The organism is Streptomyces sp. NPDC002324, from assembly GCF_053593335.1.
The window spans coordinates 191,508-216,041 of sequence record NZ_JBSFCF010000011.1 but is presented as its reverse complement, the minus strand read 5'-3'; the positions used below and the strand labels follow the sequence as shown (position 1 = coordinate 216,041).

The window sequence follows — 24,534 nt, the reverse complement described above, 5'->3', positions numbered from 1 at the left end:
CATGGGCATCGACGAGCATGTCTGCCCGGTCTGCGGACAGCCTGTGGCCACGGTCGTACGGCGGCACAAGACGCTGGGCGCGTGGGTACCCGTATGGAGTCCGGGTCCGTGCAGGAATCACGAGTGTGCGGCGTACGTCGACGAGGCCGTCGAGGCCGAGGAGACCGCCGCGGAGAAGCCCCGGGCGGTGGCCCGGCGCACGCACGGCAGTCATGGAGCGCACGCCGGTCAGGACGCGCGGGCGGGCGGAGCGGGTGAGACCGCAGAGGTGAGGGCCGAGGAGAAGACCTGACGGGTGCGGCCGCCACCGAGGCGGAGCGGCTCAGCCGCCTTCCGCGCGCGCTGCCCGGACCAGGGGAGTCGAAGGAGCGGACGCATGAAATACCTGCTGATGGTCCTGGGCACACAGGCGGACTACGAGGGCATGCGCGGCAAGGCGTCCGCGGGCTCCCCGGCCTGGACGGGGGAGCAGTTGCGGGCCATGTACGCACACATGGGCGCGATCAACGAGGACCTCGCCCGGACCGGGGAGATGATCGACGGGCAGGGACTGGCGGAGCCGGCGCGAACCCGTTTCGTCACGGCCGGCGCCGACGGCGAGCCGGTGGTCACGGACGGGCCGTACCCGCAGACCGAGGTGCTGCTCGCCGGCTACTGGCTCCTGGACTGCGCCGACCTGGACCGGGCCACGGAGATCGCGGCCCGCGTCGCCCGGTGCCCCGGCCCCGAGGGGCTCACGGAGTATCCGGTGGTCATCCGGCCGGTGCTCGACGGCGCGGGAGACGTCTGAGCCGTTCGTCCCTGTCCCCGTTCCGCCGATTCACCCCGTCGTCGGTGGCAGTCCGCCCGTCTCCGGGGACCGGCCCGTCAGGCAGTACGTGCCGCCCGCCGGGTCGCGCATCACCGTCCAGTGGGGGTGGCGGGCCACGACGGTGGCGCCGAGGGCTTCGTGACGGGCCCGGACGGTGTCGATGTCGGCGCAGGCCAGGTCGAGGTGGGCGGAGGCGGGGCGAGGGGCGTCGAGACGCTGGAGGAGGACGCGGAAGGGGAGGCCGGCCGGCGGGCGCAGGACATGGAACTCCGGGAGTGAGCCCGGACGGGAGTCCCAGCCCGACAGGGCCGCCCAGAACGCGACCTCGCCCGCGAAGTCGGCCGGCGCCACGTCCAGACACACCTGGTCCAGCCGGCTCCCGTCGACCACCGGCGGCCGCACGGACTCCCCGTGCCACGGCACCGCGCAGAAGAGGTGCCCGGCGGGGGAGCGCAGCACCGTCCAGCCGTCGTTCGGGGCGACCGCCTCGGCGCCGAGCCGGACCGCCCGGTCGACCAGGGCGGGGACGTCGTCGACGGCGAGCTCCAGGTGGGCGCCGCCGTCGCCGGACATCACACCCTGCGCCTTCACGCACGCGTCGCCGGTCGCGGGCAGCAGGGTCACGAACTCACCCCGGTCGCCCCGGGGTTCGGACGACCGGGTGGCCGTGACCGCCGTCCAGAAGGCGCACGCCCGCTCGAACCCTGCCGTCGGCCGGTCGGCGAAGGCATACGTCCACCGAATCACCCCGCGCGCCGCGTCCGCCCTCTCTCCGTGCGAGCCGCCGCCCCCGCCGCCCCCGCGCACTCCGCCCACAGCACCGTTCCCTCTCGGACTCCGGCCCCGCGGCCGGACGACTCGTACGTTCTCCCGCCCAGCCGCCGACCAGCGCGGTGCGGGCGAGGGCGGTCATGTCCAGCGGCTCGGCGTACTCGCGGTCCATACGGTCCCGCGCCCGCCGCAGCCGCACCAGGTCGTCCCGGTTCATGCCACCAGCATCGCACCGGCCACGGACGAGGGAGCACGCGCGGCCCGGCCCCCGTGATCACCCCTTCACCGCCGAGTTGGCCACCCCCTGGACGAACCACCGCTGGAAGAAGGCGAAGACGATCAGGACCGGCAGGACGAGGAGGACGCCGAAGGCGAGGATCTGACCCCAGTCCGGGGGCTGCTGGCCCTGGAAGACGCTCATCTCCAGCGGCAGCGGGCGCACCGACGGGTCCGAGACCATCAGCACGGGCCACAGGAACGAACCCCACTGGGTGAGGAAGGTCAGGATCGCGACCGACGCGAACGCCGGCTTCGACATCGGGACGATGATCGCGAAGAAGGTGCGCCAGGGGCCCGCGCCGTCCAGCCGGGCCGCCTCCTCGATGCTCGGCGGGATCGAGCGGAAGAACGTGTGGAACTGGTAGACCGAGAACGCGTTGGCGATGAACGGGAGCGCCTGGATGAAGAGCGTGTTCCGCTGGTCGTTGAACAGGTAGAACAGCGGCACGGCCACCGACTCGAACGGCACCAGCATCAGCAGCAGGACCAGGGTGAACACGGCCTCCCGCCCCCGCCACCGCAGCCGCGAGAGCCCGTACGCCGCCATCGAGTTGACGAAGAGACCGCCCGTCACCACCACGAACGCCAGCAGCAGCGAGACGCCCATGAACTGCCAGAAGTGACCGGTGCTGTCGGAGTTCAGGCTGTCCAGGACAGCGGCGTAGTTGTCGAAGGACAGATGGGTGGGCAGGAAGCCGGACAGACCGTTCAGGACCTCGTCGGACGGCTTGAGGCTGCCGAGGAGGAGGTAGAGGACCGGCAGTGTGAAGACGAAGGCCAGGACGGAGAGGACGGCGTAGTCGAGGAACCGGCGCAGCCGGGTGCGGAACGGGCCGGCCCCCGCGCTCGTCCCGGTCCGCGTACGCAGGCTCGTACTCATGGTGGTGCTCATGCTCAGTCCTCGTTGTCGGGCCGGACGACGCGGCGCTGGATCAGGGTCAGGACGACGACGATCAGGAAGAAGACGACGGTGATGGCGGACGCCTGACCGACGTTGTTCTGGTCGAAGGCCGTCGTGACCGCCTGGTACATCACCGTGCGCGCGGCGTCCTCGTCGAGGCCGCCGCCCTTGACCAGCACGTACACCTGGTCGAAGACCCGGAAGGACAGCACCGAGGTGAGCATGACGACGAAGACGAGCGTGCCGCGGATGCCGGGCAGGGTGATGTGCCGGAACTGCTGCCAGGCGGAGGCCCGGTCGAGCCGGGCGGCCTCGTAGCGCTCGCCCGGGATCTGCTGGAGGCCGGCGAGCAGGATGACCATCTGGAAGCCGACGCCCTGCCAGACGGAGAGCACGATGATCGAGGCCATCGCCGTCAGCCCGTCGCCGAGCCAGTCGAACGCGCCCCAGTTGCCGAGACTCACCGCGTCCAGCACCGAGTTGAGCATGCCCTGGTCGCTGCGGGCGAGGATCAGCCGCCAGATCACGGCCACGAGCGCCATCGGGAAGACGACCGGCATGAAGAAGAGGGACCGGAACAGGCCGATCGCCTTCAGCTTGCGGTTCAGCAGGATCGCCAGGCCCAGGGCGAGACCCGTCTGGAGGGGGACGACGACCACGGCGAAGGTCAGGTTGTTGAGCAGCGCCCGCAGGAACGGGCCGGAGAGGTCGGGGTCGGTGAACAGCCGCCGGTACTGCTCGATCCCGAAGAAGGTGGGTTCCAGCGGGGAGCCGAGGCGCACGTTGTAGAAGGAGAGCACCACGGCGTAGCAGAAGGGGATGCCGACGAAGGCGATGAGCCCGGCGACGGCCGGCCCGGACATGAGCAGTCCGTGCAGCCACTCGCGGTTCCGGCGGGACGGCCGCCGGGCCGGTTCACCGACGGGGGAGGCCTGCTTCCGGCCTGGGGCCGCCGCGGGCGCGGGTTCCACGGCTTTCACGGTTTTCACGGGAGGGTCCTCTTCCCTGCGGGGCGGGCGGCCACGTGGTGTGCGCCCGCCCCGGCCGATGGGTTCGACTGAACCCGATGGGTCCTGTGGGTCCTATGGGGCGTGTGGGTCTACGGGTGCTACGGATTCCAGGGGGCTACGGGATCGCGTAACCCGCGTTGTCCGCGAAGTCGCGGTCGATGGCGCGGGCGGCCTCGGCCAGGGCGTCCTCGGGGTCGGCGCCCCCGTAGATCGAGTTGAGCGCCTCGCCGAACTTCGCGGTCACCACCGGGTATCCGGCGGTGACCGGGCGGGTGACGGCGACACAGGACTTGCTGATGTCGATGTCGCCGCAGGGCTTGGCGAGCTGGTCCGCGAAGAGCTGGAGCGGGCCGCCCTTCTTGTACAGCTCGCTGGCGGCGAGCGCCGACCTGGTCGCGGGCGGAGCCCCGTTGGCCTTCGTCATCGCGCCGACGTTGGTGTCGTCGAGGAGGAAGTCCAGGAAGGCGCCGGCGGCCTTGGCGTTCCCGGAGTTCGCGCCGACGCCCCAGGCCCACGAGCCCTGGCCGGTCTTCGGACCGTCGCCGAAGTCGGGCAGCGGCAGCACGACCAGGTCGTCGCCGAGCGCCTCGCTGTAGGCGGGGTACATCCAGTGCCCGACCCAGCTGAGGGCGACCCGGCCCTTGGCGAAGGCGTTGCCGTCGGTGTTGGCGTCGACGGTGCTCTTCCAGGACTGGAAGGTCTTCATGGCCGAGACCACCGCCGGGGAGTCGAGGGCGCCCGCGGCCTTGCCGTCCTTGAGCAGGGAACCGCCGGCCGACCAGACCACCGGGGCGAAGCCGTAGGTGCCCCACTCGGTGGCGTAACCGTTGCCCTCCTGCAGGTCGAGGACCTTCCCGTCGGAGTCCTTCGCCTTCAGCGCCTTCAGCGCCGCGTCGAACTCCTCCGCCGTCCAGGCGTCGTCCACACCCTTCGGATACGTCACCCCGGCCGCGTCCAGCAGCTTCTTGCTGCCGTACATGCCGAGCCCGGAGTCGAACATGCCCAGGCCGTAGTGCTTGCCGTCGATCTCGCCCTGCGCCTTGCTCGCGTCCGTGGCGTTGTCGAGGGTCCCGGCGGAGACGTAGTCGTCGATCGGGGCGAGCTTCTTGGTGTAGACGAAGTTGGCCATGGTCGGGCCGTCGAACTCCAGGACGTCCGGCAGCTTGTCGGCGTTCGTCGCGGTGATCGTCTTGGTGTAGTCGGTCTCCGGTATCAGCTTCAGCTCGACCTTCACCTTGTCCTGCGAGGAGTTGAACGACTTCACCGCGTTCTGCAGCGCCTCCGACTCGCTCTTCTGCCCCTGGTGGGCCCAGACGCTGATGGTTCCCTCACCGCTGCCGGCCTCGGCGGACGTGTCGCCGCCACCGCCACCGCCGCAGGCGGCCAGTGCTGCCAGGGGGAGGGCCAGGGCCAGGCCCGCTCGGGCCGTGCGGCGGAACCTCTTGCTGGTCGTGCTGGGGGTCGGGCTCATGGTGTGTGCCTCCGTGCGGGATGAGGGTGCGAGGAGCGGGTGGCGCCGAGAGGTGCGACGGGCGGGGCCTTCGGGGGGCGGGGCCGGCGGGATGTCGCGGCGTGCGGGTGCGCGGTCCCGGGGGGTGAGGGCGCGGGCGTGGACGGGGGGCGTGGACGTGGGGGTGCGTGGCTGGGGGGACCGGGGCGGACGGGAATCACCGCGGTCCGGCCGGTCGGCCGGGGGTCACTGGGGTCCGCGTGGGCGGGGCGGTGCCGTCGTCTCGCGCAGGACCAGCCGGATGGGCATCTGCACATGGCCGGGCTGCTCGGTGTCCGGCTCGTCCAGCCGGCGCAGCAGCAGCCGGGCCGCCTCCGCGCCCTGGCCTGCGACGGGCTGGGCGACGGTGGTCAGGCCGACCACGTCGGCGAGCTCGTGGTCGTCGAAGCCGACCACGGACACGTCGTCCGGCACCCGCAGCCGATGCCGCCTGAGCGCGCGCAGCGCGCCCATCGCCATCTCGTCGGACTGGGCGAACACGGCGGTCGGCGGCCGGGACGCGGCCAGCAGCTCGGTCATCGCCCGCTCACCGCCGTCGACGGTGTAGTCGCCGTCCGCGACCAGGGCCGCATCGTGCTCGATCCCGGCCTCGGCGAGGACGTGCAGATAGGCGGCGCGACGGTCGAGGGGCGTGGTCCAGTGCAGCGGACCGCTGGCCCCGGAGATCATGCCGATCCTCCGGTGGCCGAGGTTCACCAGATGCCGTACGGCGCTCTCCGCGCCCGCCCGGTCGTCGATCCCGACCACGGTGAAGCCGGGGCGGGGGCCCCCGACCGTGGAGGCCAGCGGCACTCCGAGCGAGCGCAGGGCCGCCGACTCGTCCTCGTCCGGGATGAGCAGCGAGAGCACCGCGTCGACCCGCTTGCGCACCGGCAGCTTGGTGAAGAAGCGTTTGCGTGCCTCGGGCGAACCCAGGTTGTACAGCAGGACGTCGTACCCGGCCGCGCTGAACACCTGCTCGGCGGCGTCCAGCACGGTGCCGAAGAACCAGCGGCCGATGTACGGGGCGACGACCCCGATCGTGTAGGTCCGCCCGCTGGCCAGGCTGGACGCCGAACGGGAGGCCGTATAACCGAGTTGCGCGGCGACGGCCGCGATCTGTGCCCGCACCTCGTCCGAGACTCCCGGCCGGCCGCGCAGCGCGCGGGACACGGTGGACGCCGAGACCCCGGCGGCGGTGGCGACATCGGTGATGCTGACCGTCACGGCGGTCTTCTCCCGTCGGTAGGGCGTGGAACGGCGTCTCGCGTGCAATCCCGCGCCGGTTTCACGTCGGTGTGAGCTGTTGGGGTGACGTGACCGTAAACCCGCCTCCTCTGTTGCGCAAGCGTTTGCGTTCAGATTTACTGGCGCTGATTCTCCAGCGACACCCTCCGGAACCATGGTCAGCGCACGCGTTTGGGCGCTGTGAGCGACAGGACTGCTGCGCATGCGATACGCCCCGCCCGGCCTCTGCGTGAACGACTTCGCCCTGCTCCGCGACGACGACGGCACCTACTCCGTGCTGCACCTCCAGGGCCCCTGGACCGACGACTTCGACCACCTGCGCATGGAGACCTCCTACGGCCGGGCCACCTCGGCCGACCTGGTCGCCTGGTTGCCCGAGGGCAGCGTGTTCGGCAACGGTCTGCCCGGCCGCTTCGACCAGCGGGCGGTCTGGACGATGCACCCGTTCCGCCACGGCACCGGTATGGCGATGCTCTACACGGGCGTGAGCGGGCTGACGCCGGAGGGCTGGCCGTTGCAGGCGGTGGGCCTCGCGTACTCCGACCGCACGGACGGCACGGGCTGGCGGCGCCACGGCACGACGCCCGTCGTCGAGGCGGACCCCCGCTGGTACCGCACCGCCGACCGCATGGGCTGGCGGGACCCGTTCGTCGTGCGCGACGACGAGGGCGACGGCTGGGCGATGGCGATCTGCGCGAGCGACGCCTCCCTCCCCGTGGAGACCGGCGGCTGCGTCGCCCTCGCCACCTCCGACGACCTGGAGCACTGGACGGTCCACCCGCCGCTGATCTCCCCCGGCGACGTCGACGAACTCGAATGCCCGGTCCTGGAACGCCTCGACGACGGAACCTGGCTCCTCCTCGGCTCCATCGGCGCCACCCGAGGCTTCGAGGCGTGGACGGCCCCGCGCCTGCGCGGCCCGTGGACCCGCCGGGGCGTGCTCGGCCCGACGGGGGCGTACGCCCCGCGCGTCATCCTCGCCCCCGACGGCTCCCGGGTCGTCCTGCACACCACTCCCCGCCGCGTCGGCCTGACCGACACCGGCGACCACTGCCGAGGCATGCTCGCCCAGCCCAAGTCCCTGGTGACGGGCGGGGATTCGGCCCCTCGGCTGGAGTGGTGGCCCGGCCTGGACGCCTGGCTGGGCGAGGAGACGCACGCCCCGGCCCCGCATGCCGTCGGCGACGTCGAGGTCTCCGGCCCCGTCGAAGTCACCCTGCGCACCGACTCCTTCGGCCCCGACTCCTTCGGCCCCGACCGCGCGAGCCCCGCGCGCGCGGACAGCCCCGGCCGCGCGGACAGCCCCGGCCGCGCCGAGAGCCCCGCCCTGACCGTCGGCTGCGACGGCAAGAACCTCCGGATCACCGGCGCCGCCGGCACCTCCCTCGCCGAGACCGTCCTCCCCGAACCGGCCGCCACCCTGCGCATCCTGACCGTCGGGGAGTACGTCGAGATCTACGCCGACGGGGTCTTCGCCCTGACCACGCTCTCCTACACGGGCCGCCCCGCCCCCTGGACGGCGGTCACCGAGGGCGGCACGAGGACCGTCCCCGTCCGCCCCCTGCGTCTCCCGGCCCCCGAGCGCGACGACGCCTCGGCCATCTGGCCCGGCCCCGACGGGAGTTGACCGGCGTCCCGGCCCACGCACCGCCGAGGTCCGACGGGCCACTCGTACGAGTGCGTCCGGCCCCGCGGGTGAGCGGTCGGCGATACCCTCTCCCCACTCAGGTGCCTCTGTAGGGGAGTTGCGGACGTGAGTGCGCAGGCGCGAGGGGACGGGCCCGCCTCGGAGAGTGAGGAGGTCCCGCAGACCGGTGCCGTCCGGATCGGTGCGGACGGCGGGGTCGAGCACTACGACGGCACCGCGTGGCGCCCCTACGGCGAGTTGCCCGACGACGGCGACCTGTCGGGGACGCGCTTTCGGACCGACGACGGGGACGGTGTCACGCGGTCATGAGTACCCCGCTTCCCGGGGTGCCCCAGGCCCACGATCCCGGGCCGGCCGGGGAACAGGCGGCCGCGGTCACGCTCGCGGACGCCACCGTCGCGGACATGCGCGCGGTCGCGCGCTGGACGATCATGGCAACCGCCGCCGTGGGGGGACTGCTGCTCGGCGGGTTCCCGCTGGCGGCGATCGGCAAGATCCACGGCTTCGGTGACATCGCGCTCGCCGCCGGAGGGCTGGCCCTGGCCATGGTGGGCGTCTTCTGGGCGATCTGGTGGACCGGCGAAGTGCTGACCCCCCGGTTCACCACCCTGCGGTCGCTGCGGGCCCCCTCCCTCGCCGATCTCCGCGCCGAGATCGCGGCCGCCCCGGAGGTGTTCTTCGGCCCGTTCGGCACCTCCGCGGAGGAACTGGACCGGGCCTGCCGGCTGCACACCACCGTCGCCGTCAACCTGACGGCACGTCTCGCCCGGGAGCGGGACGAGGAGCGCCGCGCCGAACTGGACCGGGCCCTCACCGCGGCCCGCGTCAACATCGCGCACGCCACCGCCCGCCGCCGGGCCCTGGTGGAACTCGTCCACGCCTGGCAGGTGCGGGGAGCCCTGCGCCGGGCCCGGGCGCAGACGATACCGGCGTCGCTCTTCGTCGTCCTCGGAGCGGTGCTGTTCCTGCTGGCCACGGACGGGGGCTGACCCCTCCCGCCCCGCGCGGCGGACCCGTTTCGAACAGGAGAGGCCGACAAGCCCGCCATGGCAGAGCACACCGACGTCGCCCGGATGAACGCCCGAGCCCTGGAGCTGTACGCCGCCTGGGGCGCCGCACGCGACCCGCGGGCGCTCGACGAGGCGATCGCGCTGCTGCGCGGCTGCCGTGACCTCCTGCCCGAGCGGCATCCCGGCCGTCCCATGACGCTGTCCCACCTGTGCGGCGCCCTGCGCGACCGGTACGCGCTGCGCCGGTACGAGGCCGACCTGGACGAGGCGGTGGCCTCGGGGCGGGAGGCGGTGGCCTCCGCGCACCCGGGGGACCCGAACCGGTGGATGTACCACGGCGACCTCGGCGGCGCGCTCGACGTGCTGTGCCGGACCCGGCCGGGGAGCGCGGACGCCACCCTGGACGAGGCCGTCGCGTGCGCCCGCGAGGCCGTGCGGTCGGCGCCCCGGCCCGTCGCGCTGCTCCACGGGCACCTCGGCGCGGCTCTCCTGGCCCGCGCCGGCCGGAACGGCAGCGGTGCCGACGCCGACGTACGGAACGCCGTCGAGGCCTTCCACGGCGCCGTACGCGCGGCGGACCCGCACGACCCGCGGCTCGCGACGTACCTGTCCCACCTCGGCGTCGCCCTCCACCGGCGCGCCCTGAGCACGACGGACGCGAGCGGGCCTGCCGACGCTCTGCGGGGCCTCGGGGAAGCAAGGGACCACACCCGGCGGGCGACGCGGCTGTGCTCCCCCGAGGACCCGGAGTACGTCCTGTTCCTCGGCAACCTCGCCGCCGTCATCGCCTCGCAGGCCGAACTCTTCGGGGAGAGCGTCGACTTCGACGCGCTGGTGGACGAGGAGCGCCGCGAACTGGCGGCCCTGCCCGCCGCGTCGCGCCCGCGACGGATGTGGCTGCTGGTGGTGGTCCTGCGGTACCGGTACGACCGCACACGCAGGCCGGAGGACATCGACGAGGCCGTCACGCTCTGCCAGGAGGGGCTGCGTGCGAGCGAGGGCGCCGTCGCCGCGCTGTACCTCCACGAGCTGGGCAGCGCGTACCTCGGGCGCTTCCGGCAGTCCCAGGACCCCGCGGACGGCGATGCCGGGGTCGACGTCGCGCGACAGGCCGTGTCGGCCGCCGTCGGCCCGCAGAAGGAGCAGGCCGAGTCCCTGCTGGCGGAGGCCCTGGCGGTGCGGTACCGGCTCGCGCCGGGCGGTACGGGCGCCGGTGGCGGTGGTGTCGGGGACCTGGACGGCGGTGGGGACTGGGACCCGGGCGGCGGCGCGGACACCGGCGACGAGGCCGTCGCGGCCCTGGAGGACACCTGCCGCCGGCTGCCCGCCGGCAGCGAGCGACGCGCCCGGTGCCTCGCCGAACTCGGCCTCACCCACCTGGCCCGGGCCATCCGCTTCCGGCACGCCGGCCGCGACGGCACGCGGGAGACGCTGGACCGGGCCGTCGCCGTCCTGAGCGAGGCGGCGGACTCGGGGGCCCTGGAAGGAGCGGAGGCACTGCCGACCCTGTTCAACCTCGGCCGCTCCCTTGGCCTGCTGCACGAGCGCACCGGTGAGGCGGCCCTGCTGGAGGAGGCGGTCCGGCGTCTGGAGGAGGCCGTGGCCATCGCCTCCCGGCCCGGTGCCGGGAACCTGGCGAAGGCGTGCTCCGCACTGGGCATGGCGCTGCTGCGCAGGGCCGAGACCCTGGACGCCGTCCCCGATCTGCACCGGGCGGTGGAACTGACCCGGCAGTCCGCGGACCTGCTCCCCCTCGGTCATCCCGAGCGCGCCCTGGAACTCGCCCATCTCGTCGCCACCCTGACCGGCCGATACCTGCGGCTGAACACGGTGGCGGACCTGGTGGAGGCGGTGCGGGTGGGCCGGGAGGCCGTCGCCGCCGTGCCGCCGGGGACGGCGCCGCACGACCGGGCCGTCCTGCTGACGAACCTGGGCGTGGCGTTGCGGAAGACGCACGAGCGGACGGGCGCTACCGCCGACCTGGACGAGGCCGTCGAGGTCCTGCGGACGGCCGTGGAGGCGGTGGCCCCCGGCGGCGAGGGCGCGGGCGAGGCCGCCGCCAATCTCTGTCTCGCGCTCGCCGATCGACACGAACGCACCGAGTCGGCGCAGGAGTTGGACGAGGCGATCGACGCCGGCCGCCTGGCCGCGGCGGCCTGGCCGCGGGGACACGCACGGCGACCCGGAGCGCTGACGAACCTGGCCACGGTCCTCCTCGACCGCTGCGCGCGGCACCGACGGCGCGGCGACGCGGACGAGGCCGTCCGCTGCTTCCAGGAGGCCGCCGACGCCGGTCCCAAGGGCCGTGCGGACCGGGCCAGGGCCCTGCTCGGGCTCTCCGCGGCCCACCTCGCCCGGTACGAACTGACCTTGTCCGGCGCCGAGCTGGACGAGGCGATCGCCGCGGCGGACGCGGCGCTTCGGGCCACGCCCGAGGACGACGTGCGCCGTGTGGGCTTCCTCGCCGGTCTGGCCCAGGCACACACCTTCGCGGCCCTGCACGGCGGCGACCCCCGTGACCTGGAGACGGCACGGGCGGTGTTCCGGGAGGCGGCGGGCGTCGAGGGCGTGCCGACGAAGGTGCGCTTCTCCGCCGCGGGGCACTGGGGACTGCGGTCCGCCATGCTGGAGGACTGGGACCAGGCCGTCGACGCCTACCGCCTGGCGATCGCCCAGCTCCCGCTGATGGCCTGGCACGGCCTGGAGCTGGAGGACCGCATCAGCGGGCTGGCCGTCTCGGACAACGTCGCCTGCGACGCGGCGGCCTGCGCCCTCTCCGCGGGACGGCCGGAAACCGCCCTGGCGCTGCTGGAACAGGGGCGCGGGCTGCTCCTGGCGCAGGCGGTGGACTCCCGCTTCGACATGACGGAACTGGCCGAGCTGGAGCCCGGGCTCGCCCACCGCATCGCGGAGATCCGCGCCGTCCTCCATGCGGCGGACTCCCCGTTCGTCGACCCCGCGGCGCCGGCCCGCGAGCAGTGGGCCGCGGCGCACGAACGCCGGGAGCTGGCGGCCGAGCTGGACGAGCTGACCCACAGCGCGTACCGAAGGCTCGGCCTGGGCGACTTCCTGCGGCCGCCCACCTCCGAGGAGTCGCGCGAGGCGGCCGGCGACGGAGCCGTGGTGGTCGTCAACACGAGCTTCCTGCGCTGCGACGCGCTGATCGTCACGCGGGACGGGGTGCGGACCGTACCGCTGCCCGGCCTCGCCCTGGAGGGGCCCGGCGGGGTCCGGGAGCGGACGGAGGCACTGCTGGCCGCGCTCTCCTCGGCGGGCCGGTCTCCGGCCGAGGCCGGCCGGATGCTCCGCGACACCCTGGAGTGGCTGCGGGAGACCGTGGTGGCCCCCGTGCTGAGCGGACTGGGGCGCGCCGGCCGGGGCTCCGGACGCCTGTGGTGGTGCCCGACCGGCATGCTCACGCTCCTCCCGCTGCACGCCGCCGGCGAGATTCCCGAGAGGTACGTCTGCTCGTACACCACCACGCTGAGATCCCTGGCCGGGGCACGGCGGCGGCAGAACGACGGTGACCGTGCGCCCGGCGGTGTCCTCGTCGTCGACCAGTCCGACGTTCCGGGTCTCCTGCCGCTGCCGTCCGCCCGCAAGGAGGCGCTGCGGCTGGTCACGCAGGTCGGGGAGCGGAAGCTGCTGGCGGGGCCCACGGTCGACCGGCGCGCCGTCCGCCGGGCCCTGCCGAACCACTCCTGCCTGCACTTCGCGGGGCACGCCCGCCACGACCCGGTGCGACCGGCCAGGAGCGGGCTGTTCTGCCACGGCGACCGGGGGCCCGCGCTCCTCACCGTGGAGGACATCGTCCGGCTCCGGCTCGACACCGCCGAACTGGCCTTCCTGTCGGCCTGCGAGACGGCCCGCGGCACGGCCCGGCTGCCGGACGAGGCCCTGCATCTCGCGGGAGCGCTGCAACTGGCGGGCTTCACCCATGTCGTGGCCGCCCAGTGGGTCGCCGAGGACACCACGGCCCGGGAACTGACCGCGCACTTCTACGCCGAACTCCGCCACCCCGACCACCCCGACCGCCTCGACCCCGCCCGCACCGCGTTCGCCCTGCGCACGGCCGTCGGCCGCGTCCGGCAGCGCGACGCCGACCCCCTGCTCTGGGCCGCCTACGTGCACACCGGCCCGTGAGCCGCCCGATCCCCCTCGAAAGGCCCCGAGCCGGGCCTGCTGACCAGACACACCGTCGGCCGTCGGCAGCAGGAAGCGCCCCGTCCGGTCCGCGCGGACGCCCGGATCACCGTCGCCGACCGTCATCGCCCTGCCGTTGCCGAGCCGGGGCACCTGAGCCGGCCGCCGTCGCGGTCCGGGCTCCGGCTCCGGAACCCCATCGCACGGCCCCGGAACCCCACCGCACGGCTCCGGAACCCCCACCAGCATGGCCCCGGAACCCCACCAGCACGGCCCCGGAACACAACCGCACCCGGCCCGTGACACCGCCGTGCGGGACGGCGGCATACGGACCGGGTGCGGTCGAGAGGGGCCGGGTCAGGCCTTCTTGGTCTCCTAGTAATGGGCCAGGTCGGTGACCTGCGGGGATCTTCCCTGTGGGTGGCTGACCTGGCCTTTTGGCGATTGGTGGCGATGGGGTGCGACGGTCTCGATCGGGTGTTCTGCGGACTGTGTGCGGACTGCGGGATGTCCGCTCGCTCATCCGCGTAACTTTCACGCGGCGCCGGACACAAACATGGTGAAGCCATTGTGTGGGGAGGGTGGGCGTGAGCAGACCGATGGACGACCCGCAGGGGTTCGAGGAGGTCTACCGGCGTACCTACCTGCCCGTGCTGCGGTTCCTGCGCAGGCGTCTGCCGGCGAATGCGGCTGAAGACGCGGCGGCAGAGGTGTTCTTGGCGGCTTGGCGGAACCGACACGAACTTCGCGGCAAGGAACTGCCCTGGCTGTACGGCATCGCTCGTCGCGTCGTGGCCAACACCGTACGAGCGCGAGGTCGAGCTGATCGTCTGGATGACCGTATACGTGCCCATCACGACGATGGAGTCGAACCCGCGGCTGAGGAGGCGGTCCTGCACAGGCTGGGGGCACGAGGCGCCTTGGGGCGCCTTCCGGAACACGAGCAGGAGGTGCTCCTTCTCGTGGCCTGGGACGGGCTGTCCGTGCGGGACGCGGCCAAAGTGATGGGTTGTAGCTCGGGGGCGTTCAGGGTCCGTATGCACCGCGCACGTCGAATGTTGGAGGCGGCGGTGGCCGCAGACGAAATTCAGGTACCCGGGGCAAGACTGCCGGTGGACGGGAGGACACGGTGAAGGGCGATCTCAGGAAGGTGCGGGAGATGGCGCCTCCCGACCCGCAGGCCCGGTTCGGCCGGGACGGTGTGCTTCCGGACCGCGCCGAGCGGGAACTGGCTGTGCTGCTGGCCGCTGCGGAACAGACCGCTCCGCGCCCCCGCACGGGCATGTCCCGTCGGCGGATTCTGCTGGCAGGCGGGGTGGTGGCAGCGGGCACCGCCGTGGCCGCGTCCGGCGAGCTGGGCCGATTGCTGGGCGCAGAGGGAGTGGAGGCGCAAGCGATGACGACACCACCGGTTCTTGACCTGCGCAGGATTGCCGGCAGGTCGCCGCACGACGTGCTGAGTCAACTGGCCGAGAAGGTCGGCGCACTCGCCCCGGACACAGTGCACGGCCCGTACTTGTACACCAAGAGCTGGGGTTGGGCGCTGAACTCCGCCGGTGACGTCCCGGGAGGCGTCGCCAACGCTGCGGTCCCGACCGTGACGGAGCAATGGATCAACACCTCCGACGGGGCGGGCCGCGAGCGCCGGAAGTACGGCAAGCCGTACTTCCCCAACCCGGACCAGGAACGGGATGCCAGGGAGGCAGGGCTGATCGAGGGCAAGGGCCTCAAGGACACGACGTACGGCCCGGGCCACTTCGCGCACGACTCCGAGTGGGAGGTGCTCCTGCCCTTCTCGACAGATCCGGATCGGCTGCTCGCGCAGTTGAAGGAGGTCAACTGGGAAGGCGGGCGATTGATCTGGGGCGTCTCCGCCATGCTCGACACGGCTCAACGAGCCTCGGGTGGCATCATCGAACCGGCGCTGCGCGCGGCAGCGCTACGGGTCCTCGCCAACCAGACCGACGTGACGGTCGCGACGACAACCACCTGGCACGGCCGGCAAGCCCTCGCCGTCACGCAGGAGGGCAGGCACAAAGCAGCGACATTCAGGGACTCCCTGCTCCTTGACCCGGCGACCGGCTATCCGCTGGGCGGCGAGGAAGCATTGCTCGGCGACCCGCTGAAACTGAATATTGCAGTCCCGGGCACGGTCTCGGTGAATGAGATCCTGTCACGCGGCACGGCAAAGGACAGCAAGCACAGGGCATGATGCGAAGCGATGCGCCCGCAGGGCCGTTGGCCTTGCGGGCGCATCGACTCAAGAGCGGTGCATCATGCCTTCGTCAGGGGCAGGCTACGACGAATCGAGCTTTGTTGTTGTCGGACGAGGCTACCTGTGCGTTCTTGCTGATTCCTTCGCGCATGGTCCAGAGATGGGCCATGCCCCCGGTGTAGACGCGGCCGTCCTCGCGGCCTCACCCGCCGCCCACCCACCGGAGCTGCCGACGTGACCGAACTGTCTGCCGCACACGACGCCGCCGTCACCGACCGGAGCCGCCTTGCCGGAAGCGCCTACAACGGCGACCGGGACCTGGCTGCCCGCCAGTCGCTCTACCAGTGGCAGACACCCCGATACGACCTGCCTGGCATCGTCGCCGAACAGCTGAGCGGCGTACGCGGGCGTGTAGTCGATGTCGGTTGCGGCAACGGTAAATTCATCCAGCGGCTTCGCGACGATCGACCCGAGCTGGTCCTGCTCGGACTGGACATCGCCCCCGGCATCCTCGCCAGCGTGCCCGGCCCGGTCGCCGTGGCGGATGCCACTCGCCTGCCGTTGGCCACGGCGAGCGTCGACGCGGCCCTGGCGCTGCACATGCTGTACCACGTCCCGGAGATCCCACAGGCGGTCAGGGAGCTGTCCCGCGTCGTGGCTCGTGACGGGGCGGTGATCGTCTCCACCAACAGCGACCGGGACAAGGCCGAACTCGACGACCTGTGGCAGCGGGCGGCGGGCGACGTCCTCGGTACCGGACGTGGCCCGGCCCGCATCTCGCTCAGCGCCCGCTTCTCTCTGGAGAAGGCCCCGGCCTTCCTGGGCGATGAATTCGGCCGCGTGGAGACGATCGAACTGCCCGGCATCATCACGGTCCAGGACCCCGAGCCGGTCATCGCGCACATGGCCTCTTACCGGGCTTGGGCGGACCAGCACGACGTGCCTTTCGAGGCCACGATTGAGCGGGCCCGCGCGATCCTCGTCGATCACATTGCCCGGCATGGGGCCTTCGAGGTCACGTGCCTGGGCGGCATCCTCGTCTGCCGTCGCTGACAGCCGACTTGGCTATCGCCGTCGGCCGCGTTCCGTAAGCCGTTCGCTCACCGGCGTGGACGTGGTCTGTGGTGTGGGCGTCACGGGTGCGGTCATGCGGGTGCTCAGCCTGCGAGCCGCCTGAGCACGCCTGTTCGGCTGCACGGCGATGCGCCAATTGAGGACCTCGGCGGGGCGATCGGCGGTGTCGAGTTCTCGCCGCGCGGCGACTTCGGCCAAGAGGCGTCGGGGGTTGTGGCCGGCGGTCTCGGCGCGGGCGAGGGTCGTGGTCAGGGCCGGCCAGGCGGGATCGGCGAGGACGCGGTCGGCGTGGTCGGGGAGGACTGCACGCAGATCCTGCTCGAAGCGGCTGACGGTTGTGGCGCGCGGTGCACGACGGGCGAGATCCGCCAAGGCCGGCTGGGCGGCCTGCTGGTAACCGGCCTGCAGATGGCGGAAGGCTTCTTCGGCCGCTGCGGCCTGCTGCTCGTGGCCGCGCTGCTCATGCCACTTGGCGGCCGCGCGCGCCACGTGGAGCGCGGCGAAGATCAGGGCGATGGCGAGTCCGCCCGGATCGTGTGTGGCGTAGGCGAGTTCCTTGGCGGCTTCCCGTAGGGCGGTGGCGGCCTGGTGATCGGCTCGGATCACCGAGTGGCGGGCACGGTTGAACGCCCTTGCGGCGGCTTGCAGTTCGGCTCGGTGCCCGCCGTTGGCGGTGAGGGCCAGGTTGTGGAGGGCGTCGCCGAAGGCATCCAGATGTCCCTGGGCCGCGGCGTCGTCGCCCGAGTCGAGGGCGGTGTGGATGTCGCGGACGGCGGTCTCGGCGCGGTGCCACGGTTCGGCTGGGTCTACCGCCTGCTCGGGGCGGTCGGCCAGATCCTGGGTGGGAAGGCGTTCGCAGAGGCGGTTGTAGGACAGGTCGGGAGCGAGCCGTGAGCCGCCGTACCAGACCGGCTCACCTTGGGTGGTGTCGCCGGGCGCGGCCAGGCTGTAGCCGGTCACCTCGCCGGTCTCGGGGCCTATGCGCGGCCTGACCTGGATGCCGAGGGAGCGCAGCACGGTGAAGTACTCGTCGATGCTGCGTACGGCGGCGGCGACCGCGTACGCCTGCTCGCGCAGCCACTCCCGCGCGGTCTCCTCCCGGCCCTGGCGTTCCGCCTTCGCCCGCTCGGCGCCGGTTGGGGTACGCGGGGCGGTGAGGTCGCCGGACTTCAGGCGGCGCAGCCCGAACTCGGCCTCGATCTTTCGGCATTCGCGCTGTGCCCGCCAGCCGTCCCGGTTCGTACGGGGGCGGCGGCCGTCGGCTCGGACGCTGGTGGCCATGATGTGGATGTGGTCGTCGGCGTGCCGGACCGCGATCCAGCGGCACGCCTTGTCGTCTCCCTCGGGGGCGATGCCCGTGGCGGCTACGACGCGGCGGGCAACCTCGGCCCACTCAGCGTCGGTGAGGTAGCGGTCGCCGGGCGCGGTGCGCACCGGGCAGTGCCACACATGCTGCGGTGGCTGCTTTCCGCCGAGTTCCCGGGTGCGCAGGTCGACGTGGTGGTCCAGGCGTCGGGCGAGCTGGGTGTAGGTGGCGGAGGGGTCGCGGCCGGGGTCGGGGGCGCCGGCCAAGTCCCAGGCGGCCACGATGTGGGGGTCGGTGTGTTCGTCGCGTCGCCCCTTGCCGAAGAGGTAGTTGATCAGGCCGAGCGTGCTGGCGCCGGTGGAGACGTCAGGAACCATGACCAACCCCTTCCGCCAGGAGCCGGTCCATCAGTGCGTAACTGGCCCGGGCGGCCTGCTCAATGCGTTCGAGGACGGCCTTGGCGCGCTCGGGTATCGCGCCGGAGTGGATGGCTGCCGCGACCTGGTTGAGGTTGGTGCCGACCCGGTTCAACGCTTTGGTGTGGGCTTCGATGGCCTCCACCAGCGGGCGGATGGGGTCGTCCTCTGGACTGCCGATCACGCTCGCCTTGCCGAGCGCTACGGCGAGGGCGGCGTCGCCGACGAAGCCGGCGAACTTCTGGTGGCGCCGCCTGGCCTCGGCGTCGATGAGACGGACCGCGGTCGGTGTGAAGCGGATTTTCTTCTCTTGGTCGCGCTTCTCGATGGTGCGCTTGCGGTTCATCCGCGCGGGCAGCGCGGGAGCGTCGGGCTCACGCCACGAGGGCTGCTCGACGGCGGCGGGCGGTCGACGGGCAGACGGCTCGGCATATGGGGTGACGGAGTCGGTGACGGGCTGCTCGGCGCTGTCGGCGGCAGACGCGGTGCCGGGCTCGTTCACCCCCTCCTCAGGCTCGGGCGCCCGCTGGCGCCCGGCCTTCTCTCCCTCCGCCACCCCAGGGGCGGAGGCAAGCGCGGACGAAGCCCCGTTAGGGGCTCGTTCGCTCCAGCTTGCTGCTGTTCGTCGGTCCCGGTTGAACCAACCCCAGCGGCGGGAGGAAGAGGGGTTCGTGTCGTTCTCGGTGTGCATGGTGGTGCTCCGAAGGTGAGGGGATCGGGCTGTGTCACGTCCGTCGCATCCGTCGCACGCCTGGTCAGCACAGGTACGGACACGCGGGCAGGTACGGAGAACTCCGTCCCGGCGACAGAGTCCGTCCCCGCGCTGACCTGCGCGGGGACGGATGCGACGAAGTGATACGGATCCCGGTGGGATCAGAGAGAGCGCTTCGGTCCGGCGGGTCCACCGGGCGGGCCGACAGGCAACGTCCCCGCCGGGGCGGCGGGCAGCCTGCCCTGCGCTACGCGAGCAGGAAAAGCGCCGTGTTCGGACTCGGGCGCCGCCTCGACGAGGTCGGGGCAGTTGCGGGCCCAGGCGTCCAGGAAGCGGTTGCGCATGTACGCCTTGGCCTGCCTGCCCTTGTCGAACCGGTAGTTGGCCGGGCTGATGTTGAAGTCCCGCAGCAGGTTGCTCAGGTGGTAGGCGTTCAGCCCTTTGGTGCCGTGCTCCGCCCACGGGGCCTCGGCATCCTGGAGCAGCGCGGCGACCAGATCCTGGGTGGACAGGGCCTCGGGGTTCTCCACCTGCGCGAAGATGCGGTGGATGTCGCGCAGGAGCCGCGTCTTCAGGCTGCTCTGCTCGTCCTGGGCCGCCTCGTGGCGGGTCATGGCCAGGCAGGCGCCACGAGCCTGGGCGGGCCACTGGCCGCCGGCCAGGTCGGCGATGATGACCAGCGGCTCCCAGGTGTCTGCGGCCCGGTCCTCCACCGGCATGTGCGGCACCATGCGGGCTGCCTGCCCGCGCAGCGGACCCAGCCATGAGGTCAGCCGGTCACGTAGCGCGTTGAGTTCTGGCACCGAGTACCGGGAGCGGAAAGGGGTGACCCTTTCGCCCGGCTTGCGCTTCTGCATGCGCAGAACGACCGCCCGGTCCATGACCGTGTCCGGCAGGTCGCCGATCCCCGCGATGGCGGCCATGGCGAAGGTGGGGAACGGGGTCGGTTTGTGATCCGGACCGGAGATCCGCCAGGCAGGCCGGTTGCGTTGGTGGCCGGCATTCAGCAGGCCGCGCAGGATCTCACTGTCACCGCTCGCCTTGGGGCCGAAGATGGTGTCCGCCTCGTCCACCAACATGGTGGGCGGGTTCTTGCCGATGATCCGGAAGATGACCGCCGGAGAGGTGTTCACCGTCATCATCGGCTGGTGCACGGTCTCGTGGAGGACGTCCAGAACCCGGGACTTGCCGCACCCTTTCGTCGGGCTGACCACCGCCAGACGTGGCGCGTGCTGCAGAGCCGTCTGGATGTGCGTGGCCGCCACCCACAGGGTGACCGCGGTCAGAGCCTCCTCGCTGGGCAGCACCACGTACTTGCCGATCGCTGCCCGCAATTCGTCCAGCAGCGCGACCCCGTCAGCAGTTACCTGCGCCCGCGCGCCCTCATGGACTCCGTTGTCTGCCTGGCCATCGACGGGTGCGATCTCGTGCTGTTCGGCCTCCACGGGATTGTCGGTCCCCGGTGAGAGACGAGGACCGACGCCCCGGTCCCCATTGCGGTCCCCTGGTGCAACTCCCGCGTCTCGGGGACCGGTCCCCGTTGCCACGCTGCTGGCCTGCACGTTTCCAGCGGATGTGGATATGGGGACCGCGACTTGCGGTGACAGGGGACCGGGTGCGTCGCGGGGGCGGTCCCCCGACACCGCATCAGCGGAGTCCTGGTCCCGGCGGCGCCAGGGGGTGCCCCCGCCGGGGACCGCCGTCGTGGGCCAGGCGGCGGGGGATGTGTCCGTCGTGGTGGGGGACATAGAGTCCTCCATAGACGTTCCTCTCCGTGAGGGGCAGGACGGGCGACGTCCCGCCCCTCACCAGCTCGTACGTTCAGGGATGGGCGATCGGCAGGGGAATCTCCGGCCCTCGGCGTTGGCGCGCCGGGGGCCGTTTCTGTGTCCGGAGCTTCCGGCGGCTCAAGAGGCCAGACCCCACTCGTCTCGGCCCTCGATCAGCGTCCGCTCGTAGCGCAGCAGCTCGGCCTCGGGGTACAGCACCCGCTTGCCGATCTTGATACCGCGCGGGCCCTTCTCGATCTGGCGCCAGTAGCGGACGGTGCTCTCCGCTGTGCGGTAGCGCTCGGCGACCTCGGCGGTGGTCAGGTATCGCATGCATTCCCAATCGACTAGGCGGCAATCCGGTCTGCATAATTTGTACTCGACGATCGCCGGTTAACCAAATCGGCAAGCGTGTGTTTCAATTGGGAAAGTGATGGTCGTGATGGAGGTCCGATGACAGGCGACAAGGTCGACGGCGGTGAGGTGCCGCTGCTGTACAGCGAAGGCAACATCGCCGCGCGGGTGGCGCTGGAGCGCGAGGTCAGGGGGTGGAGCACGACCGAGTTGGCAGATCGGGTGTCCAAGGCCGGCGTCAAGATGAACCAGACCGCCGTCTGGCGCATCGAGAACGGCACCCCACGCCGCCGCATCAATGTCGACGAAGCCCTCGCCTTCGCCCGCGTCTTCGAACTGCCCCTCGAAGAGCTGATGTCCCCGCCTCTGGAAGGGCTGGATCTCGACAGCAGACGGCTCGTCCAGGAAGCCGTCGAGGCGTACTACGAGACACGCGACGCCGAAGACCGACTGCACCACGCAGTCGTCGGCATCGCCGAGCACATCCAGGCCCACCCCGACAGCTCACGGGCCATCCACGAGCAGTGCCTTCGCCTCATGGGTGATGAGCGCGACGCCCGCACCCTCACCGAGCACATCGAGGGCGGCGGCTACCACCGATAACCAACCCAAGGGAGAAGCCACTTGGCGAACATCCAGAAGCGCCCCAACGGCAAATGGCGGGCCCGCTATCGCGACCTCGACGGCAAGGAGCACGCCCGCCACTTCGACCGCAAGCTCGACGCCCAGCGCTGGATCGACGAGGTAACGGCCAGCATCGTCACCGGCCAGTACGTCGACCCGCAGGCCGGACGAATCACGTTCGAGAAGTACGCGAAGAAGTGGGAGGAGTCACTCATCGCAAGCGAGGCGGGCGAGCGGATCACCGACAACGCGCTCCGGCTCCACCTCGTCCCGGCGCTCGGCTCCCGCGCGATGGCGGCGATACGCCGCAACGACCTCCAGGTGCTCTTCAAGAGCCTGTCCGAGCTGCTCGGCCCCGGCAGTGTGCGCAACGTCTACGACGTCCTCGTACGCCTCATGACGGCGGCCGTGGAGGACAAGGTCATCGCGTCCAGCCCCTGCCGCCGGATCACGCTTCCGCCCATGCAGGACGAGGAGGTCACCCCGCCCACGGTCGCGCAGGTCGAGGCCATGGCCCGCGTCATGCCGCCGTACATCCGGGCGGCGATCGTCACCCTCGCCGGATCAGGCTTGCGAATAGGCGAGTTGCTCGGCCTGAAGGTGTCGGACGTCGACTTCAAGGTGGGCACCATCCGCGTCGAGCGGCAGCGTCTCCAGTCCGGAAAGATCGGCCCACCGAAGACGGCCAAGTCCCGGCGCACCGTCCCGGTCGGTGAGGTCGTCACCGACGCCCTCCTCGCGCACCTCGCCGCACGCCCCTCCAGGGAGTGGCTGTTCACGATGGAGGAGGGAGAGCCGCTCAACTACCGCCGCTGGAAGACGGAGTGGAACTGCGCTCGCAGGACGCTCCAGGCAGCGGAGAACGAGGCGGCCGAGCGCGAGGGCCGCAAGCCCGTCGAGCTGCCGCACACGGTGACCCATGACCTGCGCCACTTCTACGCCTCCGCCCTCATCGCCGGCGGAGCGAGCGTCAAGCAGGTCCAGCTGGTCCTCGGCCACGCGTCCGCCGTCATCACGTTGCGGATCTACGCGCACCTTTGGCCGGGCGAAGAAGACCGCACCCGGACCGTCATGGACGCCGTGCTCGGCGGCATGCGGACCGGGTGCGGACCGGTTGACCTGGCGACCAAGGAAATCGCAGGTCACATGGCGTGATCAAAGATCAAGCCTTCTTGGTCTCCCAGAAGATCTTGTCGATCTGGGCGATGTAGTCCAGCGCCTTCTGGCCCGTCGCCGGGTCGGTGGACGCCTTGGCGGCCGAGAGGGCCTTGAGGGCGTCGTTGACCAGCTGGTGCAGCTCCGGGTACTTCTCGAAGTGCGGGGGCTTGAAGTAGTCGCTCCACAGCACAGAGACGTGGTGCTTGGCGAGCTCGGCGCGCTGCTCCTTGATGACGGTCGCGCGAGCCTGGAAGTGAGGGTCGTCGTTGGCGGCCATCTTGTCCTGCACGGCCTTCACCGACTCCGCCTCGATGCGGGCCTGGGCCGGGTCGTACACACCGCAGGGCAGGTCGCAGTGGGCGCTGACCTTGACCTTGGGGGCAAACAGGCGGGAAAGCATGGAGCGTTCCTTCCTCGTGATCGTCTTCTCAGGTGGGACATTACTCCCTGCGAGAGGGGATTTCGCGGGTGCCCCCATGGGCTTAGGACAAAAGTCCGGGGTCAGACTGGGACTGGTGGAGGAACGAACCGGGGAGGTGCCGGGGATGCCGGAGCTGTCGCAGGAGAGCGAGCGGGAGCGGGCCCTCCTGCCCTTCGGAGTGGCCGAGGTCACAGGACCGTCCATGGTTCCGACGCTGCGCCACGGGGACCAGCTGCTCGTCCACTACGGGGCTCGCCTCAGGGTCGGCGACGTCCTGGTGCTGCGGCACCCCTTCCAGCAGGACCTGCTCGTCGTCAAGCGGGTCGCCGAGCGCCGCGACGGCGGCTGGTGGGTGCTCGGGGACAACGCGTACGCGGGCGGGGACAGCACCGACTACGGGGTCGTGCCCGACGAACTCGTCCTCGGCAAGGTCCGGTTCCGCTACCGGCCCCGGCCCGGTGGTCAGCGCTCGCCGTTCGCGCTCGCCCGCTGGGTGCTCTCGGCCGCCCGGCCCGTGTTCGGCGACCGGTCGGCCTCCAGGCGTTTGCGGGCCCGGTAGGCCGCCACGTTGGCGCGGGTCGCGCAGCGGTCCGAGCAGTAGCGCCGGGAGCGGTTGGTGGAGGTGTCGAGGTAGGCGTTGCGGCAGGGCGCCGCCTCGCACAGGCCGAGCCGGTCCACGCCGTACTCGGTGAGGTGGAAGGCCAGGCCCATCGCCGCGATCGCCGCGTAGCCCGCCGTCGCGTTCGAGGGGTGGTCCGCCAGGTGCATGTGCCACAGCGGGCGGCCGTCGTCGTCGCGGAAGTCGTGGCCGGAGATCTGCGGGCTCACCGGGAACTCCAGCAGCAGTGAGTTCAGCAGGTCCACGGCGAGGGTCTCGTCCCCGTCGTTCGCCGCCTCGAAGACCGAGCGCAGGCGGGCCCGTACCGACCGGAACCGGGTCACGTCGGCGTCCGTCGCCCGCCGGGCCGCCTGCCGGCTGGGCCCGAAGAGATCACGGACGGCCTCGACCGAGGTGAGCGCGTCCTTGCCCCGGTCCGGCTCCTCGGTGTTCACGAGGCGTACGGCGTAGTCCGAGTAATGGGCCAGTTCCACTTGTAGTCCTTACGAGGGCGCTCTATTGTCGTGATGCGGGTCAGGTAATGGCTGCTCGTGCTTACAGGGTATTACGCGGTAGG

Annotated in this window: 23 protein-coding genes and 1 pseudogene; 12 read left to right on the top strand and 12 right to left on the bottom strand. The window is 71.8% G+C overall.

The window, feature by feature from the left end:
* The first annotated feature begins 1 nt into the window (after position 1).
* Both ACWCRJ_RS17720 and ACWCRJ_RS17715 read left to right on the top strand, forming a co-directional pair.
* A complete protein-coding gene (locus ACWCRJ_RS17720; RefSeq protein WP_450940118.1) occupies positions 2-292 on the top strand; it encodes a hypothetical protein in 291 nt (96 codons plus the stop codon).
* Positions 293-376: 84 nt separating this feature from the next.
* Complete coding sequence (locus ACWCRJ_RS17715; protein WP_450940117.1) at positions 377-790, top strand: YciI family protein; 414 nt, start codon at positions 377-379, stop codon at positions 788-790.
* A gap of 30 nt (positions 791-820) precedes the next feature.
* Here ACWCRJ_RS17715 and ACWCRJ_RS17710 read toward each other — a convergent pair whose 3' ends face one another.
* The 6 genes and pseudogenes from ACWCRJ_RS17710 to ACWCRJ_RS17685 all read right to left on the bottom strand — a co-directional run bounded on the left by ACWCRJ_RS17710 (position 821) and on the right by ACWCRJ_RS17685 (position 6,488).
* Complete coding sequence (locus tag ACWCRJ_RS17710) at positions 821-1,627, bottom strand: VOC family protein (protein WP_450940116.1); 807 nt, start codon at positions 1,625-1,627, stop codon at positions 821-823.
* Between the two features lie 25 nt (positions 1,628-1,652).
* Positions 1,653-1,799 (bottom strand): annotated as a pseudogene (locus tag ACWCRJ_RS17705) (AraC family transcriptional regulator); the annotation flags it as partial.
* A gap of 57 nt (positions 1,800-1,856) precedes the next feature.
* Complete coding sequence (locus tag ACWCRJ_RS17700) at positions 1,857-2,753, bottom strand: carbohydrate ABC transporter permease (protein WP_450940115.1); 897 nt, start codon at positions 2,751-2,753, stop codon at positions 1,857-1,859.
* Between the two features lie 2 nt (positions 2,754-2,755).
* Positions 2,756-3,742 carry a carbohydrate ABC transporter permease gene (locus tag ACWCRJ_RS17695; protein WP_450940152.1) on the bottom strand — a complete coding sequence of 329 codons (987 nt, stop codon included), beginning with the start codon at positions 3,740-3,742 and terminating at the stop codon, positions 2,756-2,758.
* A gap of 145 nt (positions 3,743-3,887) precedes the next feature.
* A complete protein-coding gene (locus ACWCRJ_RS17690) occupies positions 3,888-5,243 on the bottom strand; it encodes an ABC transporter substrate-binding protein (protein ID WP_450940114.1) in 1,356 nt (451 codons plus the stop codon).
* Between the two features lie 225 nt (positions 5,244-5,468).
* Positions 5,469-6,488: a LacI family DNA-binding transcriptional regulator gene (locus tag ACWCRJ_RS17685; protein WP_005480384.1), complete on the bottom strand. Its 1,020-nt coding sequence runs from the start codon at positions 6,486-6,488 to the stop codon at positions 5,469-5,471.
* 223 nt (positions 6,489-6,711) lie between these two features.
* Here ACWCRJ_RS17685 and ACWCRJ_RS17680 point away from each other — a divergent pair, with 223 nt between their 5' ends.
* The 7 genes from ACWCRJ_RS17680 (at position 6,712) to ACWCRJ_RS17650 (ending at position 16,578) form a co-directional block, all read left to right on the top strand.
* Positions 6,712-8,136 (top strand): mucin-1, encoded by a 1,425-nt coding sequence (locus tag ACWCRJ_RS17680; protein ID WP_450940113.1) that lies wholly within the window; start codon positions 6,712-6,714, stop codon positions 8,134-8,136.
* A gap of 126 nt (positions 8,137-8,262) precedes the next feature.
* On the top strand, positions 8,263-8,466 hold the full coding sequence (locus ACWCRJ_RS17675; RefSeq protein ID WP_450940112.1) for a hypothetical protein: 204 nt from the start codon (positions 8,263-8,265) through the stop codon (positions 8,464-8,466).
* On the top strand, positions 8,463-9,146 hold the full coding sequence (locus ACWCRJ_RS17670; protein WP_450940111.1) for a hypothetical protein: 684 nt from the start codon (positions 8,463-8,465) through the stop codon (positions 9,144-9,146). Before ACWCRJ_RS17675 ends, ACWCRJ_RS17670 begins: the two co-directional genes overlap by 4 nt.
* Before the next feature lie 57 nt (positions 9,147-9,203).
* The gene (locus ACWCRJ_RS17665) at positions 9,204-13,310 is read left to right on the top strand and encodes a CHAT domain-containing protein (RefSeq protein WP_450940110.1); all 4,107 of its coding nucleotides are present in this window, start codon (positions 9,204-9,206) and stop codon (positions 13,308-13,310) included.
* Between the two features lie 587 nt (positions 13,311-13,897).
* Positions 13,898-14,443, top strand: a complete 546-nt coding sequence (locus ACWCRJ_RS17660; protein ID WP_450940109.1) for an RNA polymerase sigma factor — start codon at positions 13,898-13,900, stop codon at positions 14,441-14,443.
* On the top strand, positions 14,440-15,522 hold the full coding sequence (locus ACWCRJ_RS17655; RefSeq protein ID WP_450940108.1) for a CU044_5270 family protein: 1,083 nt from the start codon (positions 14,440-14,442) through the stop codon (positions 15,520-15,522). Before ACWCRJ_RS17660 ends, ACWCRJ_RS17655 begins: the two co-directional genes overlap by 4 nt.
* Before the next feature lie 237 nt (positions 15,523-15,759).
* A complete protein-coding gene (locus ACWCRJ_RS17650) occupies positions 15,760-16,578 on the top strand; it encodes a class I SAM-dependent methyltransferase (protein WP_450940107.1) in 819 nt (272 codons plus the stop codon).
* A gap of 12 nt (positions 16,579-16,590) precedes the next feature.
* Here the strand turns inward: ACWCRJ_RS17650 and ACWCRJ_RS17645 are convergent, their stop codons facing one another.
* From ACWCRJ_RS17645 to ACWCRJ_RS17630, 4 genes are all read right to left on the bottom strand, one after another.
* The gene (locus tag ACWCRJ_RS17645) at positions 16,591-18,282 is read right to left on the bottom strand and encodes a relaxase/mobilization nuclease domain-containing protein (RefSeq protein ID WP_450940106.1); all 1,692 of its coding nucleotides are present in this window, start codon (positions 18,280-18,282) and stop codon (positions 16,591-16,593) included.
* Complete coding sequence (locus ACWCRJ_RS17640) at positions 18,272-18,877, bottom strand: hypothetical protein (protein ID WP_450940105.1); 606 nt, start codon at positions 18,875-18,877, stop codon at positions 18,272-18,274. Before ACWCRJ_RS17640 ends, ACWCRJ_RS17645 begins: the two co-directional genes overlap by 11 nt.
* Positions 18,878-19,194: 317 nt before the next feature.
* The gene (locus ACWCRJ_RS17635) at positions 19,195-20,379 is read right to left on the bottom strand and encodes a DUF3631 domain-containing protein (protein WP_450940151.1); all 1,185 of its coding nucleotides are present in this window, start codon (positions 20,377-20,379) and stop codon (positions 19,195-19,197) included.
* 561 nt (positions 20,380-20,940) lie between these two features.
* Positions 20,941-21,135 carry a helix-turn-helix transcriptional regulator gene (locus ACWCRJ_RS17630; RefSeq protein WP_061334472.1) on the bottom strand — a complete coding sequence of 65 codons (195 nt, stop codon included), beginning with the start codon at positions 21,133-21,135 and terminating at the stop codon, positions 20,941-20,943.
* Positions 21,136-21,255: 120 nt separating this feature from the next.
* Here ACWCRJ_RS17630 and ACWCRJ_RS17625 point away from each other — a divergent pair, with 120 nt between their 5' ends.
* Together ACWCRJ_RS17625 and ACWCRJ_RS17620 are read left to right on the top strand one after the other, a co-directional pair.
* Positions 21,256-21,759, top strand: coding sequence for a helix-turn-helix transcriptional regulator (locus ACWCRJ_RS17625; RefSeq protein WP_275456149.1), 504 nt, complete (start codon positions 21,256-21,258; stop codon positions 21,757-21,759).
* A gap of 21 nt (positions 21,760-21,780) precedes the next feature.
* The gene (locus tag ACWCRJ_RS17620; RefSeq protein WP_450940104.1) at positions 21,781-22,935 is read left to right on the top strand and encodes a tyrosine-type recombinase/integrase; all 1,155 of its coding nucleotides are present in this window, start codon (positions 21,781-21,783) and stop codon (positions 22,933-22,935) included.
* Positions 22,936-22,942: 7 nt separating this feature from the next.
* On the opposite strand, the gene sodN is transcribed toward ACWCRJ_RS17620, so the two are convergent.
* The gene (sodN, locus tag ACWCRJ_RS17615; protein ID WP_005480378.1) at positions 22,943-23,338 is read right to left on the bottom strand and encodes a superoxide dismutase, Ni; all 396 of its coding nucleotides are present in this window, start codon (positions 23,336-23,338) and stop codon (positions 22,943-22,945) included.
* A gap of 145 nt (positions 23,339-23,483) precedes the next feature.
* On the opposite strand from sodN, the gene sodX reads away from it, so the two are divergent.
* On the top strand, positions 23,484-23,918 hold the full coding sequence (gene sodX, locus ACWCRJ_RS17610) for a nickel-type superoxide dismutase maturation protease (protein ID WP_450940150.1): 435 nt from the start codon (positions 23,484-23,486) through the stop codon (positions 23,916-23,918).
* Here sodX and ACWCRJ_RS17605 read toward each other — a convergent pair.
* Entirely contained in the window at positions 23,822-24,451 is a 630-nt protein-coding gene (locus ACWCRJ_RS17605) for a CGNR zinc finger domain-containing protein (RefSeq protein ID WP_005480376.1), read from the bottom strand. The two genes, sodX and ACWCRJ_RS17605, sit on opposite strands and share 97 nt — an antisense overlap.
* Between the last annotated feature and the right edge of the window lie 83 nt (positions 24,452-24,534).

Coding starts and splice junctions, on each gene's coding strand:
- ACWCRJ_RS17645 (WP_450940106.1), bottom strand. CDS start 18,282: ATGGTTCCTGACGTCTCCACCGGCGCCAGCACGCTCGGCCTGATCAAC.
- ACWCRJ_RS17700 (WP_450940115.1), bottom strand. CDS start 2,753: ATGAGCACCACCATGAGTACGAGCCTGCGTACGCGGACCGGGACGAGC.
- ACWCRJ_RS17680 (WP_450940113.1), top strand. CDS start 6,712: ATGCGATACGCCCCGCCCGGCCTCTGCGTGAACGACTTCGCCCTGCTC.
- ACWCRJ_RS17630 (WP_061334472.1), bottom strand. CDS start 21,135: ATGCGATACCTGACCACCGCCGAGGTCGCCGAGCGCTACCGCACAGCG.
- ACWCRJ_RS17665 (WP_450940110.1), top strand. CDS start 9,204: ATGGCAGAGCACACCGACGTCGCCCGGATGAACGCCCGAGCCCTGGAG.
- ACWCRJ_RS17720 (WP_450940118.1), top strand. CDS start 2: ATGGGCATCGACGAGCATGTCTGCCCGGTCTGCGGACAGCCTGTGGCC.
- ACWCRJ_RS17670 (WP_450940111.1), top strand. CDS start 8,463: ATGAGTACCCCGCTTCCCGGGGTGCCCCAGGCCCACGATCCCGGGCCG.
- sodN (WP_005480378.1), bottom strand. CDS start 23,338: ATGCTTTCCCGCCTGTTTGCCCCCAAGGTCAAGGTCAGCGCCCACTGC.
- ACWCRJ_RS17625 (WP_275456149.1), top strand. CDS start 21,256: ATGACAGGCGACAAGGTCGACGGCGGTGAGGTGCCGCTGCTGTACAGC.
- ACWCRJ_RS17715 (WP_450940117.1), top strand. CDS start 377: ATGAAATACCTGCTGATGGTCCTGGGCACACAGGCGGACTACGAGGGC.
- sodX (WP_450940150.1), top strand. CDS start 23,484: ATGCCGGAGCTGTCGCAGGAGAGCGAGCGGGAGCGGGCCCTCCTGCCC.
- ACWCRJ_RS17690 (WP_450940114.1), bottom strand. CDS start 5,243: ATGAGCCCGACCCCCAGCACGACCAGCAAGAGGTTCCGCCGCACGGCC.